The sequence below is a fragment of the Bartonella sp. CL100XZDX genome (genome assembly GCF_042195375.1).
Classification (GTDB): Bacteria; Pseudomonadota; Alphaproteobacteria; order Rhizobiales; family Rhizobiaceae; genus Bartonella.
On record NZ_JBHIOH010000082.1, the window covers coordinates 19,089 to 36,740 of the forward strand.

General features: G+C 36.2%; 15 protein-coding genes and 1 other RNA gene. 11 read left to right on the top strand and 5 right to left on the bottom strand.

Features of this window, described 5'->3' with window-relative positions; all coding sequences use genetic code 11:
- Nucleotides 1-32 precede the first annotated feature (32 nt).
- The 4 genes from pstA to gshB form a co-directional block, all read right to left on the bottom strand.
- The gene (pstA, locus tag ACFILU_RS08945; RefSeq protein ID WP_273790566.1) at nucleotides 33-1,322 is read right to left on the bottom strand and encodes a phosphate ABC transporter permease PstA; all 1,290 of its coding nucleotides are present in this window, start codon (nucleotides 1,320-1,322) and stop codon (nucleotides 33-35) included.
- Nucleotides 1,319-2,779 carry a phosphate ABC transporter permease subunit PstC gene (pstC, locus tag ACFILU_RS08950; RefSeq protein WP_375675650.1) on the bottom strand — a complete coding sequence of 487 codons (1,461 nt, stop codon included), beginning with the start codon at nucleotides 2,777-2,779 and terminating at the stop codon, nucleotides 1,319-1,321. The genes pstA and pstC overlap by 4 nt, the downstream gene beginning before the upstream one ends.
- A gap of 75 nt (nucleotides 2,780-2,854) precedes the next feature.
- Nucleotides 2,855-3,901 carry a substrate-binding domain-containing protein gene (locus ACFILU_RS08955; protein WP_375631060.1) on the bottom strand — a complete coding sequence of 349 codons (1,047 nt, stop codon included), beginning with the start codon at nucleotides 3,899-3,901 and terminating at the stop codon, nucleotides 2,855-2,857.
- Nucleotides 3,902-4,033: 132 nt separating this feature from the next.
- On the bottom strand, nucleotides 4,034-4,981 hold the full coding sequence (gshB, locus tag ACFILU_RS08960; RefSeq protein WP_375631061.1) for a glutathione synthase: 948 nt from the start codon (nucleotides 4,979-4,981) through the stop codon (nucleotides 4,034-4,036).
- Nucleotides 4,982-5,068: 87 nt separating this feature from the next.
- On the opposite strand from gshB, the gene ACFILU_RS08965 reads away from it, so the two are divergent.
- On the top strand, nucleotides 5,069-5,863 hold the full coding sequence (locus ACFILU_RS08965) for a molybdopterin-synthase adenylyltransferase MoeB (RefSeq protein ID WP_375675652.1): 795 nt from the start codon (nucleotides 5,069-5,071) through the stop codon (nucleotides 5,861-5,863).
- Nucleotides 5,864-6,697: 834 nt separating this feature from the next.
- Here the strand turns inward: ACFILU_RS08965 and ACFILU_RS08970 are convergent.
- Nucleotides 6,698-7,261 (bottom strand): c-type cytochrome, encoded by a 564-nt coding sequence (locus ACFILU_RS08970; RefSeq protein WP_375675654.1) that lies wholly within the window; start codon nucleotides 7,259-7,261, stop codon nucleotides 6,698-6,700.
- Between the two features lie 104 nt (nucleotides 7,262-7,365).
- Between ACFILU_RS08970 and ACFILU_RS08975 the strand changes: the two genes are divergently transcribed.
- The 10 genes from ACFILU_RS08975 to rimI all read left to right on the top strand — a co-directional run bounded on the left by ACFILU_RS08975 (nucleotide 7,366) and on the right by rimI (nucleotide 17,639).
- On the top strand, nucleotides 7,366-8,097 hold the full coding sequence (locus ACFILU_RS08975; protein WP_375675655.1) for a 3-deoxy-manno-octulosonate cytidylyltransferase: 732 nt from the start codon (nucleotides 7,366-7,368) through the stop codon (nucleotides 8,095-8,097).
- Nucleotides 8,094-8,957, top strand: a complete 864-nt coding sequence (locus tag ACFILU_RS08980; RefSeq protein ID WP_273790573.1) for a prephenate dehydratase — start codon at nucleotides 8,094-8,096, stop codon at nucleotides 8,955-8,957. Before ACFILU_RS08975 ends, ACFILU_RS08980 begins: the two co-directional genes overlap by 4 nt.
- 537 nt (nucleotides 8,958-9,494) lie before the next feature.
- Nucleotides 9,495-9,902, top strand: coding sequence for a hypothetical protein (locus tag ACFILU_RS08985; protein ID WP_375637603.1), 408 nt, complete (start codon nucleotides 9,495-9,497; stop codon nucleotides 9,900-9,902).
- A gap of 1,532 nt (nucleotides 9,903-11,434) precedes the next feature.
- An RNA gene (gene ffs, locus ACFILU_RS08990) (signal recognition particle sRNA small type) lies at nucleotides 11,435-11,532 on the top strand.
- Nucleotides 11,533-11,755: 223 nt separating this feature from the next.
- Nucleotides 11,756-13,696 carry a DNA polymerase III subunit gamma/tau gene (locus ACFILU_RS08995; RefSeq protein WP_375643397.1) on the top strand — a complete coding sequence of 647 codons (1,941 nt, stop codon included), beginning with the start codon at nucleotides 11,756-11,758 and terminating at the stop codon, nucleotides 13,694-13,696.
- Between the two features lie 14 nt (nucleotides 13,697-13,710).
- Nucleotides 13,711-14,034 carry a YbaB/EbfC family nucleoid-associated protein gene (locus ACFILU_RS09000; RefSeq protein ID WP_375611802.1) on the top strand — a complete coding sequence of 108 codons (324 nt, stop codon included), beginning with the start codon at nucleotides 13,711-13,713 and terminating at the stop codon, nucleotides 14,032-14,034.
- Nucleotides 14,035-14,064: 30 nt separating this feature from the next.
- The gene (recR, locus tag ACFILU_RS09005; RefSeq protein WP_273790577.1) at nucleotides 14,065-14,670 is read left to right on the top strand and encodes a recombination mediator RecR; all 606 of its coding nucleotides are present in this window, start codon (nucleotides 14,065-14,067) and stop codon (nucleotides 14,668-14,670) included.
- Nucleotides 14,671-14,719: 49 nt separating this feature from the next.
- Nucleotides 14,720-15,748, top strand: coding sequence for a YeiH family protein (locus ACFILU_RS09010; protein WP_375675656.1), 1,029 nt, complete (start codon nucleotides 14,720-14,722; stop codon nucleotides 15,746-15,748).
- A 713-nt stretch (nucleotides 15,749-16,461) separates the two neighbouring features.
- Nucleotides 16,462-17,148, top strand: a complete 687-nt coding sequence (tsaB, locus tag ACFILU_RS09015) for a tRNA (adenosine(37)-N6)-threonylcarbamoyltransferase complex dimerization subunit type 1 TsaB (protein WP_375675658.1) — start codon at nucleotides 16,462-16,464, stop codon at nucleotides 17,146-17,148.
- Nucleotides 17,148-17,639, top strand: a complete 492-nt coding sequence (rimI, locus tag ACFILU_RS09020) for a ribosomal protein S18-alanine N-acetyltransferase (RefSeq protein WP_273790580.1) — start codon at nucleotides 17,148-17,150, stop codon at nucleotides 17,637-17,639. Before tsaB ends, rimI begins: the two co-directional genes overlap by 1 nt.
- Nucleotides 17,640-17,652: the final 13 nt, after the last annotated feature.

The window sequence follows — 17,652 nt, forward strand, 5'->3', positions numbered from 1 at the left end:
AAAATCTTATCAAAGTTGTTATTTTATTAAAATTACTGGCGGCGTTCAAATCGTCGTCGTAAAAAAACCGCAGAAATATTCATGATCGCAAGAAAAATCATCAATACAATAATAGCACCTGATGTCTTTTCAACAAAAGCACGCTCTGCTTCCCCCGCCCACATAAAAATTTGAACAGGCAAAGCCGTTGCTGGATCCATGGGGGTCGTAGGAATATTAACAACAAAAGCAACCATTCCAATCAAAAGCAAAGGAGCTGTTTCACCCAAAGCCTGAGCAACTCCAATAATTGTGCCTGTCAAAATGCCAGGCGCTGCTAAAGGAACAACATGATGAAAAATCATTTGTGTTTTTGATGCTCCCAGTCCTAAAGCTGCTGCACGAATAGAGAGAGGAACAGCACGCAGAGCAGAACGTGTTGCAATAATGATCGTGGGAAGAGTCATGAGCGCTAAAACAAGACCACCAACAAAGGAGGCTGAACGTGGTAATCCTAAAAAATTAACAAAAAAAGAGAGTCCTAAAAGACCAAACACAATCGAAGGAACAGCTGCAAGATTATTGATATTAACCTCTATAAAATCTGTAAATTTATTTTTGCGTGCATATTCTTCCAAATAAAGAGCCGTTGCTATGCCTATTGGAAGTGAAACTAATAAAACGATGCCTATCATATAAAGAGAACCAATAATCGCAACACCTAATCCCGCAGTCTCAGGACGACTTGAAGCGCCAAATGTAAAAAAACCAATATTAAATGTTTTATGAAGCGTACCATCATGCGCTAAACGTTTTATCCATTCCACTTGTCGATTAGAAACTTTACGGTTTTTTTCTGCTACACGCAGATCAATCTGTCCCTTATAAGCAGAATCAATATCCGCAGATGCCAAAACTTTAACTTTTTGCATTGTGCCAATCAATTTTGGATTCTTTGTCACCATTTCACGTAGTTGAACGCGGACACCATTTGAAAACATACGGTTAACGTCCCGAAGAGAGGCTCGATCATTTTGATTGATATTAAGTTTCTTTGCTAAAGCATTGCGTACAAGAAGTGGATAATTCGCCGTCATGAGAACTTGTGGTTTTGTTTTACGTTGACCACTTGGATCGATGATCTTTTCATCCAAATAAATCGACAATGTCATTTCACTTTGAAAAAAAGCTGTATAACCCTGACTAATGATAGACCATAAAAGCGCAAATAAAAAAAACAAACCAATAAAAATGGCAATCAAACCATAGGCACGAAAACGACGTTCAGCCCAATATCGACGCTTGAGACTAATATTGCGACGAGGAAAAAAATCTTCATTCATTCATATTGTTCCCGATATTTACGCACAATATAAAGAGCCAGAATATTCATCAAAAGTGTCATAACAAAAAGCGTCATCCCTAAGGCAAAAGCCACCAGAGTTTGTGGAGAATTAAACTCAAAATCACCGGTCAATTGATTAACAATCTTAACAGTCATCGTAGTCATTGCTTCGAAAGGATTGAGTGTTAAGTTTGCTGCAACACCTGCCGCCAAAACCACAATCATTGTTTCTCCAATTGCACGCGATGCCGTCAACAAAATAGCCCCCATAATCCCTGGAAGCGCTGCTGGTATAACAACTTTTTTAATTGTTTCAGATTGTGTTGCGCCTAAACCATAAGAACCTTCACGTAAAATGCGTGGAACAGCCGTAATAACATCATCCGATAAAGAGGAAACAAAAGGTATCAACATAATTCCCATCACAACTCCAGCGGTCAAAACACTTTGTGCCATAATAAAACCAACCCCACCTGAGAGAGAAACAGAAAGATCACGTAAAAATGGTCCTACAACCTTCAAAGCAAAAAAACCATAAACAATGGTTGGGATGCCAGCAAGAACTTCCAATAATGGTTTTACAATTGTTCGCAATCGCGCAGAAGCATACTCAGCCATATAAAGAGCTGAAAATAGTCCTATAGGTACAGCAAAAAGCATGGCAACAAATGCAATATAAAGCGTACCAGCAAGAAGCGGTATTAAACCAAATTGTCCTACTTCATCGCTGGAACCGCTCGCGGAAAAACGCGGATCCCAAACTGTTCCTAAAAAGAAATTTGAAAAGGATACAGTCTGAAAAAAGCTTACTGTCTGAAAAAGCATAGAAAGCGCAATGGCTATTGTTGTCAAGACTGCAACAATAGATGCACAAATCAATCCAATAATAATAAAAGATTCAACCTTATTACGCGCACGTTGATGAGGCGCAATTTGCATCATTCCACAGATAAAACCAAAGGACGCAATAGCAAAAAGGAAAACATAACCTATAAATTTAAGCTTTTCAGAAGAAAATACCCACGACTGTGCTATTTTGAACACATCATCCGATGCTTCATCGGGTAAAATCCATCCCTTCGCGAGTAATTGTGCCTGCACTTCCTTATAGGAAGCGGTAGAAAGATTCCCCTCAAAGCGATGAATCTTTTTGACGAGACTTCGAAGTGTCTCCCAAAGTAGATCGTGATTTACAGGCTCTGTTACATGCGCACTATACGCCTCAAGCTCTCGAGAGGCATTATATTCTAAATAAATTGTACTCCCAGCATCCCAAACAATTAAAAAAATAAAAGCTGGAATAACAGTAATCAAAAATGTCCACCAGCCATAATAATACGCACGAGAATGCATTTTATGTTGTCTGTATTCAAGAATGCGTGCTCGCATATAAGAAATACAAAAACCACAAAATCCAAAAATCAATAATAACAAAATAATAAAGGAAATGCGCATTTTATCTTTCAGTTTTTATAAAAAAATAGCATCCAAATTTCCTATCCCAGAAATCCAACAATTTTTCCCTGCAAATTATTTCAATGTCATTACTCGACCAGCAGAAAAATCAGAACGCTGTGCTTGACGCTCCTTTTCAGGAGAAACAATCAAACCATATTCAGCCAAAGGACCCTCTGGACCAATCATTTGATCAGAAAGAAAAAAATCAACATACTCTCGCAAACCTGAAATAATACCTAAATGTGCTTTCTTAATATAGAAAAAAAGCGGACGAGAAACCGGATATTGTCCACTAGAAATCGTCTCAACTGTTGGCGCAAAACCGTTAATATCGGCAACCTTTAGTTTATCAGCATTATTTTGATAAAAAGACAAACCAAAAATACCAACCCCTGTTTTATTAGAAGTTAGACGCGCAAATGTTTCAGAATAATCACCATCAATATCAACCGCTTTTCCATCCTTACGTACCGCAATACAAGCAGTGTGTATCTCCTTATCATCCATTCCTAAAGACTTCATCACCTCAACTGCCCCACTCTCTTTACACCCCTTAGTAAGTAATTTTTCCTCAAAAACTTCACGTGTCCCATGCTTCTCCCCAGGAATATACGCTGCTATCGTCCAATCAGGAAGAGCACTATTAACTGCACTCCATTTCAAAACATTATTCGGTTGCAACTTTCCGTCTATAATAATTCGAGCAGCAAGGGCTTTATAAACATCTACTGGCTGTAATTTCCAATCAGGTCCCTTAATATCAGTTGCAAAAACAATGCCATCATACCCAATACGTATTTCCTCAACATCTTTTACACCAGCATCAAAACAAGACTGTAATTCACTCGGTTTCATTGCTCGCGAAGCATTAACAATATCAACAGTGTTCTCCCCAATACCACGGCAGAATTCCTTAATACCAGCTCCTGTTCCACCCGATTCGATAACAGGAACCTTAAAATGAGGATAAATTTCTCCAAATGTTTCAGCAACAATCTTTTGATAAGGTAAAACTGTAGATGAACCAGTAATCTGTATTTGATCGCGCGCATTGCCTCCATTTGCTGACAGCAGTAGCGCAAAAAACAATCCCACTCCAATTGATAATACTCTGTTCATCTATAAGCTCCCTAAAAATTGAGGATAAAGCCTCTTAATTTATATCATACGGTCATTCTAGTTCACATTTGCAACATAACAAATATAAAAAACAACATGGATCATTTTTTAAAACCATGTTTTTGTCCTCTGTCAAATAAATTCATTTGAACGCTTGAACTCAATAACATCCCAAAACAAATGAGCAACATCTGTACCGCAGAAGCGTTTAATTTCACGAATTCCCGTAGGAGACGTCACATTAATTTCTGTTATATAATCTCCAATCACATCAATCCCCACAAAAAGAAGACCTCGTTCCTTTAAGGCTGGACCAATGCGTTCACAAATCTCATAATCACGTTTTGTTAACTCCACATTTTCCGCGCGGCCTCCAACATGCATATTAGAGCGCACATCTGTTTCTGTCGGAATTCGATTAATAGCTCCAACAGGTGTACCATCAAGCAAAATAATCCTTTTATCTCCTTTTCGTACTGCCTCTAAATAGCGCTGAACAATAAAAGGTTCGTGATAAATTTCTGAAAACATTTCCAACAATGATGCTAAATTGCGATCATCTTGTTTTAAATAAAAAATACCAGCGCCCCCATTTCCATAAAGTGGTTTAACAATAATATCGCCAAATGTCTCTCTAAAAGCTGTTATTTCTTCAATATCTTTGGTAATTAATGTTTCTGGCATCAGATCAGAAAATTCAGTCACAAAAATTTTTTCTGGACTGTTGCGTACCCATGCCGGATCATTCACAACGAGTGTTTTAGGATGAATACGTTCTAACAAATGAGTCGTTGTGATATAATTGAGATCAAAAGGTGGATCTTGGCGTAAAAGAACCACATCCATATCTGTTAATTCCGTGCGAACAGGCTTTTCTAATTGATAGTGGCTTCCCTCTTTATCATGTACAATCAATGGCTCTAGTCGTGCAATCACACAACCATCATACAGAGATAAACGATCTGGTGTATAATGGAAGAGAGAGTGTCCACGTTCTTGTGCTGCTAAAGCGAGTGCAAATGTCGTATCTCCTTGAATCCGAACTGTTGAAATATGATCCATCTGAATGGCAATTTTCATAAATAAATCCTCCCTATCCTAAAAGCAGACTGGTCTAAGCATCATAAACTTAGTAAACAATAAAAGAACTATGACAAGAGAAAATTTATGACAAAAAAAACAGATACAAAATTAAACAACAAAGAAATCGAACGCTATGCACGCCACATCATTTTGCCTGAGATTGGTGGTGCAGGACAACAAAAGCTAAAAAAAGCACGTGTTCTTGTTGTGGGTGCTGGTGGTCTTGGTGCTCCTGTCTTAACCTATTTGGCTGCCGTAGGTGTAGGAACCCTTGGAATTGTCGATAACGACATCGTTTCACTTTCCAATTTACAACGCCAAGTTATTCATAAAACAAATGCAATAAACAAAAGCAAAACAGACAGTGCTGAAACCACTATAAAAGCAATAAATCCCCATGTTGTAGTTGAAAAACACACCCTACGCTTAGATAAAAGTAATGTGGATAAACTGCTTAATGCTTACCACATCATTGTTGATGGAAGTGATAATTTTACGACGCGCTATCTTCTTGCTGATCACGCTGCCCAATGCAAAAAACCCTTAATAAGTGGTGCTGTAGAACGTTTTAATGGCTCATTAACCGTCCTTATGCCGTATAAAGACAATAATCCTCACTATCGCGATTTATTTCCCACCCCTCCAGCTCACGGGACTATCCCAACATGCGCTGAAACTGGAATAATCGGTGTTTTACCTGGCGTTATTGGGACCCTACAAGCAATGGAAGTTATTAAAATGATCACAAACATCGGAGAGCCATTAGTAGGAAAGATTCTTCTCTATAATGGATTATTAGCGCAATTTAATATTATTACTTATAAACGCTCAAATTATAAAGAAAATGCCATAGTTATTAAGAAGCTTGGAGAATTATGATTATGTCCTCTCTTCCACTAATTTTTAGCACTCTCGCAATATGTATTAAAATACTAATATTTTATCGCAAGTCATCGAAACATTGTAACCAATGAAACCTATTAAATTTTTCACAAATATGGAAAACCTTTTGTGAAAAAATAATTCTCTATAATGGATTATCAGTATAATTTCATGTCATCGTCTATAAATGGACAGAGACTCGTGGGAACGTAGCTGCTATCAATATTCTTGTGTAAAAAATTTTCGACGTAGATAAAAATACAATCAGCAGAACTCTATTCAACTATTTTAATATTCACACATAAAAATTGTTTCACATGAAAGTGCTTACTTCAAACCATAACCTATAAATAAATAATCTAAGTCACATTTTAGTGATTGATACTATAGAAGGTCAATGATCTGTCCGTACATCTCTAACCTCAAGAGAAAACGTCTATTCATCGAGCATCATAAAATGCAGCTTAGGATTATTGCACGTATAAGAACAATCAATTGTCTCTGTTCATAAGAAAAATACATGGGAATTGATGTAAAAGTACATGGGGATTGATGTGCATAGAAGGATTAAGATAAACCTCATGGAGAGCTTTAATTACATAATTATCGCATTCAGAAGCAGAAAGTTGCGGCTCATGAATTGATAATCCTTCAGCAATAATTTCACAGACAAGTATATGTAGAAAAAGTGAAGCAAACAAATCTTGAAAACCAATCTGCAGATGACAGCGTAAAGAGTGCATTTTTATAAAAGAGCTCTTTTTATAAAACCGTGAAACTAAAATTACAAAAAGTCAGACTTCTTTCTAAAATTAACATCTATGGTATAAGTTAATTTGGCTCGTTCGCTTTATTATTATCCATTGGTAAAGGAACAGGATGATCGGATAAACTGCGTAAATAAAGCAAAAGATCGGCACGATCTTGGTCATTTTTAATTCCACGAAAAGACATAATGGTCCCAGGAAAAGCTTCACGTGGAGAATGTAAATAACGATCTAACGTTACAAAATCCCATTTTTGATCAGAATGAGTACGTAATGCCCGTGAATAAGCAAAACCTGCTGCTGATGCCAAAGGGCGGTTAACAATCTCCCAGAGAACTGGACCAACACGCCCTGTTTCATTGCGTCCAGATGTGTGGCATATGGCACATTGGCGAAAAACTTTACGGCCATTTTCAAAATTGCCTTGTTGAAGGCGGCTATTTAGTGATAGGGAAACATCAGGTGCTTTTTGTTTTTCTTGAAATATATCATTCTTGGCAACTGTATGATGATATTGGACTGATGTAGGATGATCGTAAATTATATTGCTGAGTGTGGAAATCCCCACAACAGCGACCAGCACACATAAACAAGCACAAATAAAATAAATAAATCTCCGGCGATTCATAAAAACTCAAATGTTCACGGTTTCATTACCATTTTTAGTCTAAGCTTTTTCTTTATAACACACAACATCATAAATGCATCACAGATGACATTTGGAATCTTACAATGGCTCTTGAACCAATTATTCTTATTCCTGCCCGTATAGGCTCAACCCGTCTTCCTCAAAAAGCTCTCGCTGAAATTGGCGGAAAACCGATGATTGTTCATGTCGCAGAACAAGCTAAAAAAGCTGGAATAGGACGTACAATCGTTGCAACAGATCATAATGATATCGCTAAAGCTGTTGCAGACTATGGACATGAATATATCATAACACGAGGTGATCATAAGTCTGGATCTGATCGTATTTATGAAGCTTTAATGCGCATTGATCCGGAACAACGTTATAATGCCATTTTAAATGTACAAGGTGACTTACCAACAATAATGCCTCGTGAAATCATTCGTGCGCTACGCCCTTTAGAAAATAGCTTTACTGATATTGCAACCTTGGGTGCTCAAATCATTGAAGAAAATGAAACAAGAGATCCCAATGTTGTCAAAATCATTGGTACACCGCTTTCTCAAAATCGCCTTCGTGCTCTTTATTTTACGCGCGCCACAGCACCTTATGGAGAGGGTCCTCTTTATCACCATATTGGAATATACGCCTATAGGCGCGAAGCACTTGAGAAATTTGTATCATTCAAACCCTCACCACTTGAGAAACGTGAAAAACTTGAACAATTACGTGCATTAGAAAACAACATGCGTATTGATGTGGAAATAGTCGATACAATTCCCTTAGGTGTAGACACACAACATGATCTCGATAGAGTTTGTGAGATTTTAGCATGAAAATACTTAAAAAAACCAATAAAATTTCTTTCCAAGGAGAATACGGCGCTAATTCCCATATTGCTTGCTCCAATATGTTCCCCAATATGGATGCTGTTCCCTCTGCTACTTTCGAAGACGCCCTTAATTTAGTGGAAAGTGGGAAAGCTGATCTTGCTATGATCCCTATTGAAAATACCCTTGCGGGACGCGTTGCAGACATTCATCATCTTTTACCGCAGTCATCTCTTTATATTATTGATGAATATTTTTTACCTATCCATTTTCAACTCATGGTTTTACCCGGCGTTACACATGACGAAATTAAAACCGTCCACAGCCATACGCATGCCCTTGCACAATGCCGAAAAATCATACGAAACAACGGTTGGAAACCTGTTGTTTCTGCTGACACCGCTGGAGCTGCAAAATTTATTAAAAAAAATGCTAAACGTTCACAGGCTGCCTTAGCACCTTTAATCGCAGCAGAACTCTATGGACTTGATATTCTTGAAAGAGATGTTGAAGATAACCCTCATAATATTACCCGTTTTGTCATCCTTTCACGCTCCAAACGACATGTCCCCAAACCTCAAAATGGCGAAAAAATCATCACCAGTCTTCTTTTTCGAGTGCGCAATGTCCCCGCTGCTCTCTATAAAGCTATGGGAGGATTTGCAACGAATGGTATCAATATGACAAAATTAGAAAGCTATCAAATTGGTGGAAATTTCAATGCAACACAATTCTTTGTTGATATTGAAGGGCATCCTGAAGACCCGATGATGAAACTTGCCTTAGAAGAATTATCTTTCTTTTCTGCAGAACTGCGTATTATCGGTACTTATCCAGCACAAAACGATCGAACATCGTATATATAAAAGCAATTAGGCTGCTATCATTCTTTGCTGATATCAAAGAGCATCGTAAAAATTTCATAATGCAACGTATCTTGAAAGAGCTCGGTTTTTTCTACTCAACACCCTTCATAAAAACTGAAGAAGAAAAAACGGCTCATAAAAGAATATATAAATTATTTCCATAATATTTTTTCACAAATTATATCATGATAAAAAGCACTTCAACTTGTATAAAAACCAGTGTAAAAAAACACAGTAACCAAAAATAAAAACGCTTGTACCATCTATTTCCCTTTATATATTCAAAGAGAGCTTCTTGAGAAAAGTCATTTCCTCTGACAATATTCCAATAAAGATAACGAACTTCTAAATTAGCTCTCAAAACAATTCAAATTATTATACATAATAGAGCATTCAAATTTCTTAGACTGATATCAGTCTGAACATGGTTTAAAACTAGAAAATGCAACTTAGCCCTGATTTTAGCGTTAAGTTTGAGCTTTTATCTTTATAAAAATTGATTTATGATTCACCTCACTTTAGAAAAAGGAGAAGATAATGAAAAAAATCTTCATGCAAGGATTATTAGCCGCAAATATTCTCGCCCACTCTAGTGGTGCGTTTGCTGGCTTTGGTGAGAAAAAATGGAATTTTGGGCTGGATGAAAGTGTTGTGATCATACCATCCGATACAATCCATCAAGGAGCTGAATACTCTTGTAGTATCTTTGAACCAAAGAAAGTATCCTTTACTTTATCGTACTCTACCCCTTCTGATTTAAACAAATTGAGAATTGCTGTTGATGATGAAAAGAAAATAACCCATGATAAAGAAAAGAAGATCTTTATCCTAAAAAATATAAAATCTCTTCATATAAGTTTTCCTTCGTCAGGACATTATATTTTTAAAAATATTACGAAGAAAAAAGTTGTTGGAACAAATTGTGACACAGGAGATTATGATTAACAATATTTCTATAACATCTAAATTTTAGTAGATTTATTTTTTTCAGTTATTTTTTTCAAAATACAGCATAATGAGCCATTAAAACTTATCGCTGAAGAGGTGTTTTTATCCTAATATGGCAAACCTTAAGTTGCTCATAAGGTTAGATATTAAGGAACTTTTGCGAAAACTAAAAGACTAAATTTAAATTGTTCTGTATTTTCTACTATCAGAGCTATTTTTTTAATAAGAATATGCTTCTCTCTTCGCAACTGCTTCATTTTAAGTGATATAAAGCACATTGTACCCAAATCACTTAGATAAACGGAAAAGTAAAATTTGCTCTACAGATGCATTCCTCACTGCACTTTAAGTCATACTCATTCAGCTTTTTATAAAAATTATCTCGCTTTTCCCTCCTTATTAAAGAATATATTATTTGAAACTATAAAATGTCGCTTACTATCGAATAAGAACCATTTTTATGCTTATAAAATCAGTATCCCCTTATTTCTATAGCGTTGAATGTTGCATCTTCTCTTGTATGAGTACAGCCCCTTAAAAAATATATGAAATCTTTTCTCAAATAATGAAACTTCATATATTGACCCACCTTGTGATGAACATCAATGTTTTTTAATTAAAAGAACAAGCACGCAAAAAAAGAGCGATAACATCTACTCAGTATTTATATATTTATATTATGTTAAAAGAAAAAATATTACATATTTTATATTCTCATTCACTATAGAAATGAGGTGGTACTCTTATAAGATACTGGCTTATCATTATACGACTTTGATTTTCTTATACTGAATTAAAACCACGAATAAAGTAAAATCAATCTCATATTAAATCCATTAAAATCGTTTCTTTGAAAGTTACAAATGGGATTGGTGTGTGAGTAAAAACGATTAAAAAAAGGAATAAAAATGCTTCTTATAAAGCCTCTCAAGTACAAGGGATCGCAACATTGGGAGTTGTTAAATAGCATGAGGGCTAAAATTTATACTTTGTATTAAGCATAAAGAGGGTAGCGCAACTATAGATTTATAACTCAAGGGAAGCATGTATACTATTATGAGTGGAGTTTGAAATATAGTTAAGAGTATTGAGCAATCGCTCTTTCAAAAGCCTGTGAATGTATAACATTAAATGTATAAAGCAATATTTTATAATTCTTTAAATAGCACTCTTCCCCCCTAACTTTCGAATGTTAGCCAATTACATGATCTATCTGCTTTATTTGCTTCTTTGACTGTTGTAAATTTTTGATGATTCAATTTCGTAGTTTTAGAACAGATGTATCTATCCTAAAACTCTTACATGTTTCAGCGAATGAGAATAATTATACATTCAGACTATCTTAAGCGAAAAAATATTTTCATACCAAATAAATATGAAGAGCTACTGCTATAAAAACTGGTAAATCCACAATCTCTTTGTTGTTTATATGTCAATAAATTAAACGCAAAGGAAAATTCTTCGTCATTCTTAGGATATTTTTCGTTTCTGATCTTGATTTTTCATTCCAAATCGACAATATGAGCTTGGGAGGTTGGTGGTGGACGAACTACTCGCCAACTGGGTCAGGTCTGGAAAGAAGCAGCCCCAACGAGTTCTGGTACGGGTCATCGTTCCAACCTCCTATTTTGCTGAAGAAATTATTTTTTATGCTGTCTTTTAGCGAGGTATTTTTAATCTTCAGAGCAGCATTTGTATGCAGCAAATAAAGGGGTTTTGTTATTTTTAAACAAATTGTCCCATAAATAATTTGATTAAGAAAAAATCCTTTTATATGAGACTACAGTATTGATCTATGCTTTTGTATTATCAAAATGTACGCATAAAGAACTTCGAAGTTGGAAATACTCATGGAAAATTTACCGGTAGAAACAGCCTATCGTGTTCTTGCTCGTAAATATCGACCAAAAAACTTCTCTGACCTCATTGGTCAGGAAGCTATGGTGCGTACTCTCACCAACGCCTTTGAAAAAGGTCGTATTGCACAAGCGTGGATGTTAACAGGGATTCGTGGCGTAGGTAAAACCACAACAGCACGTATTTTGGCACGTGCGCTTAATTATAAAACAAAAGATATTGATCAACCAACAACCGTATTGGACTCTCTTGGAGAACATTGCACACAAATTATCGAAGGACGCCATATTGATGTTATAGAAATGGATGCCGCTTCTCATACGGGCATTGATGATATTCGTGAAATTATTGAACAAATACGCTATCGTCCTGTTTCTGCACGCTATAAGGTTTATATTATAGATGAAGTACATATGCTCTCAACACAAGCCTTTAATGGTTTATTGAAAACTCTTGAAGAACCACCGTCCCATGTGAAATTTATTTTTGCCACAACAGAAATTCGCAAAGTTCCTATTACAATTCTTTCGCGTTGCCAACGTTTTGATTTGCGACGTATTGAATCAAAAGCTTTGAGCGCACATTTGCGTCAAATTGCGAAATATGAAAAGGTAGAAGTAGAAGATCAAGCACTCTCTATGATTGCCCGTGCTGCAGAAGGATCAGCACGTGATGCATTATCCATTTTTGATCAAGCAATCGCCCATAGCAATGGCAATGTTAATGCTATTGCGGTGCGTACAATGTTAGGATTAGCGGATCAAGCACGTATCATTGATCTTTTTGAATTTATTATGAAGGGCGATGTTGTCAATGCGTTACATGAATTACGCAGTCAATATGAAGCAGGTGCTGATCCTCTTACTATATTGACAGAACTAGCCGATTTTAATCATCTGGTCACACGTTTACGTTTTACACCAGAAATAGTGGAAGATTTCTCTCTAACTGAAGAACAACGTTTAAGAAGTTTAGACTTTTCAAAAAAACTTTCCGTTCCTATTTTATCCCGAAACTGGCAAATGTTACTCAAAGGTTTACAGGAAGTTAATCAAACTGCACGTCCTCTTCAAGCCGCTGAAATGCTTTTAATTCGTCTTGCTCACACGGCTGACTTACCAACTCTTGATGAGGCTTTAAAAAAGCTTACGCAAGAAAAAACACCTCTCACACTGGTTAAAAACTCTTCTCATCAAGAATCTACAAATGCAAATAATATAACAAAAGAAACAATGGTCGGAGCCCATGCTTCCTCGAGCGTTTCAAATACATTACCCGATCAATCAGATTTAAAAAGCTCTTTGAAAAACCAATTAGATCATTCCTTACAACCGGAAAATTTAGTTAAAAATCAAAACCATGACAAAATCAACGCCCAAGAAGTAACAGAAATTCTAGAAACTTCTCCATCTACTGATCTTTCTGAAAAGATTGTAAATTTATCGCATTCTGTCACGCAAACAACAGAAAAGATTACTGAACCTAAAACTCTCGTGATTAATTCTTTGCACGATATTGTTCAATTAGCCGAACAGCATAATGACACTCCTTTCAAACTCCTTATTAAAGAATTTGTTCATCCTGTTTCTTTTGAAGCTGGGCATATTACCTTAAGACTTTCTGAAAATACCCCACAATTTCTTGCTCATGATATAGAAAAAAAGATATCTCAATGGACAGAAAAACGCTGGACAATAACTTTTGTTAATGAAGGAGGTGGCCCAACCTTACAGGAGGAAAGTATAGCGATTCAAAAGACTCTTTTTTCTAATGCAGAAACAGATCCTGATATTGCGAAAATCCTCAATCATTTCCCAGAAGCAAAAATTGTCGATATTCGACTCAATAAAGAAGAAAATGATCTTGATTTACTCTCCAATACCTTTAAAAATGCTGATATTTTTAAAAATAAAAATGATATCAATGATGAATAAGGATACCTATTCCTATGCGTGAAATGATGAGCATGATGAAAAAAGCCAAAGAAATGCAAGAAAAAATGCAGAAGATTCAGGAGGAAATAGCTAATCTGCAAGCTGTGGGCACTGCAGGGGGTGGTCTCGTCAATATCACTTTAAATGGCAAAAATATTATAACAGCAATTCAAATTGATCCTTCATTACTCAAACCTGAGGAAGGTGAAATTCTTGAAGATCTCATTATGGCAGCTTATAATGAAGCAAGAACAAAAATCGAAGTTGCAATAGAAGAAAAAACCAAAAGTATGACGGCAGGGCTACCACTCCCATCAGGTTTCAAACTTCCATTTTAATGAAACGGTTTTTTCCCGTGAGACAAAAATATGTCTAAATACATTGCAGGACCTGAGATTGAACGTCTCATTCAGATTTTATCACGGTTACCAGGTCTTGGTCCACGTTCAGCGCGTCGTGCTGCGCTTCATCTTATCAAAAAAAAGGAGACATTGCTGGAGCCTTTGGGAGCGGCTATACAAGCAGCTATCGAAAAAGTCGGTATTTGTTCTGTTTGTGGAAATGTCGATACCATTGATCCTTGTTCAATTTGTACAGATTTGCGCCGCGATGATACAACAATCATCGTTGTTGAGGATATTGCTGATCTGTGGGCTCTTGAACGCGCAAAAACTTTAGCCGCACGTTACCATGTGTTGGGTGGACGACTCTCCCCCTTAGATGGAATAGGTCCTGACGAACTCAACATTGCCACCTTAATACAGCGTGTTGTACAAAACCCTATTACGGAGATTATTCTTGCTGTCAATGCGACTGTCGAAGGTCAAACAACTGCTCACTATATCACTGATCAGCTTTCTAATTTTCCAGTTAAAATTACGCGACTTGCTCATGGTGTTCCTGTAGGAGGCGAGCTTGATTATCTTGATGATGGAACTTTAGCAGCAGCTGTACAAGCAAGAACAAATCTTTAAAAATTTTTCTTCTTAACCTTTAGCTCTTTAATGACGGGGAAATATTAAAATGATCAAAAAACATCTCTCACTTTTAAACGACTTTGGTCCTGGTATTCTAACATGTTTACTCATATCAGCCTTAGCTTATGGCTTAGAAGTTGTAGAAAAACAGCTTTTTGGACAAGCATGGCTTGAAAGCCTTGTTTTGGCAATTCTTTTAGGATCAATTATCCGTAGTTGTTTTCCTTTGCCAACATATTTTCAAAAAGGTATCACCTTTTCTGCAAAAACACTTCTCGAAATTGCTATCGTTCTTCTAGGAGCAAGCATTAGCATTAACGCAGTCCTTTCAGCTGGTTGGAATTTGCTTGCTAGTATCATATTCGTGATATTCGTAACGATTATCCTGAGCTTTGCCATCGGCCGACTTTTCGGGCTTTCTACACATTTAGCAATGCTGGTCGCTTGTGGGAATGCTATTTGTGGCAATTCAGCTATTGTTGCCGTTGCACCTGTTATAAAAGCAAAACATGACGATGTAGCCGCATCAATTGCCTTCACTGCTCTTTTAGGAATTCTTATTATTTTATTTCTACCCTTTTTACATCCATCTCTGAATTTGTCATTTAGCCAATATGGTGTGCTTGCTGGCATGGTTGTGTATGCTGTACCACAGGTTTTAGCAGCAACAGCACCTATCTCTTTTCTAAGTGTTCAAATTGCAACAATTGTCAAATTAGTACGGGTTCTCATGTTAGGCCCTGTTATTTTTACTCTATCAATCATTTATCGCCGATCAGCAGAAACACGCTTGCGTTTACATACCCTCGTCCCATGGTTTATCATTGGCTTTATTATCATGATGCTTGTTCGCTCAAGTGGTCTTATCCCTGAAAAGGCTATCAATCCCATCAAATTTATTGCCCAGTTGTTTACTGTTATCTCAATGGCTGCACTAGGATTAGGTGTTGATATCCGATCACTAAAAAAAGCAGGATGGCGCGTCATTTTGGCTTCAACCTGCTCCATAATTATTCTCGGTATTTGTAGCCTTATTATGATACAATTGAATGATTTAAATCATATAACATTTTAAAATGTGCATTGATTATTATTTTTTCAACGTAGTATGCAATCAACCCAAAGTCCTCATTATTATTAAAATCAGTTCTTTCATAAACCAGAAAAAGTTCTAAAATATTGCTCATTATTCTATACAAAAAATTGAAAGAGCTGATATTTAAGTGAAAACTGTCAATTTTGCTTTTCAGTCCATAATGATTTGCAACGGGGTAGTATCAAAATACGTAACTCATACAAAACAATACCATTTCTTTCATCTGCTCTCATTACGCTGAGGTTTTTATACAAAGACTGATAAAATATATTCTTATTTGGAAAAAATGTGAGGTCATGACTTTTCCTCTTTTAAATTACTTTTACTTACTATGTAATACAAGTGGCATCAACGTACTATTTGATAGCTTAAAAGTTGTGACAACCCTTACATTTAAATGATTCGTGAAAGGAGTTTTGATTCATACGCTAACTCCGCTTGTAATATACAAGCTAATAAATTTAATTGTTTCACCATAAGTAAATTTAAAATAAGAGAATCTTACAATACTCAAGGTACTCATTCAAAAAGTGAAATAATAAGGATTAAATTAACATCTCGTTCTATCTCATAAAAAGATATTGTTGCTTATTGGCACTAGTAACTTTCTTACAAATGAAATATACGATAATGAAAAGATTAAAAATACAGCAGGACTTTTATTTATCGTTTTATTCAACTAAAATATTTTTATGCTTATCCTTGCTATAGATACTGCTTCAATTTATTGTGCTGTTGCGCTTATTCGTCATAAATCTGTTATTGCGCGTATCAATGAACGCATGAACAAAGGACATGCCGAAAAAATTATTGGGCAGATTACACAAATAATGAAACAAGCCAATATGACGCTTGATCAAGTTGAGCGTATTGCTGTCAATATTGGACCTGGATCATTTACTGGTGTACGTGTCGGTGTTGCAACAGCGCGCGCTTTGGCATTAGCACTTGAAATACCAGCTGTTGGAGTGAGTGCTCTTGAAGCGTTAGCAGCACAAGTCATAAACAGTAAAAGTACAGTATCGGCAATTACTGTTGTCATTGAAGCAGGGAGAGGGATGTTCTACCATCAAAATTTTCATAATGATCTCACACCTTTGGGAGAGCCGGGATTAAAAACAATTGAAAATATCCTCGAAGATTTGCCAAAAAAAACCCGACTGACTGGCCCAGCTGCTGATGTCGTTATGGAACATATTAAAAACCATAAAATACACGAAAAAATTGTCCTAGAAAAAAGCCCCTGCGAAGCGGCCGATATTGTAAACTATGCTTATCTTGCTGCAAACAAACAATCAAAAAATTCGCCTCGCCCACTCTATCTACGCAGCGCTGATGCAAAACAACAAACCAATTTTGCTTTGCCACAAAAAAAATAATGCCCAAATTTTCATTGACAAAAAAGATTTTTGGAATTGCTCCGCTACAAGTTAATGATAGTGCTTCTCTTCATCAAATTCATCAACATTGTTTTACCCCTTCTTGGGAAAAACAAGCTTTTGATAATTTCTTAACAGATCACTCTATCTTCGGATACAAAGTTTTTCTCATTGATCGCTCTGATCAAATTTTAGGCTTTTGCCTATGCCGTCTCATCCTTGATGAAGCAGAAATCATCACAATTGCTGTTCATCCTCATTATCGTCAACAAGGAATTGGTACCTTTCTTATCGATCGTACAGTTCACCATCTTCACGACAAGGGCGCTATAAAATTATTCTTGGAAGTAGAAGCCACAAATCTTTCTGCTTTGAACCTTTATCAACGCTTTGAATTTCAAAAAATTTCTGAACGTCTTGCCTACTACGCGTCAAAAAATGGTCGTGGTGATGCAATTATCATGCAAAAAACTTTTAAGCAAATAGATTGAGATTTGTGTGAAA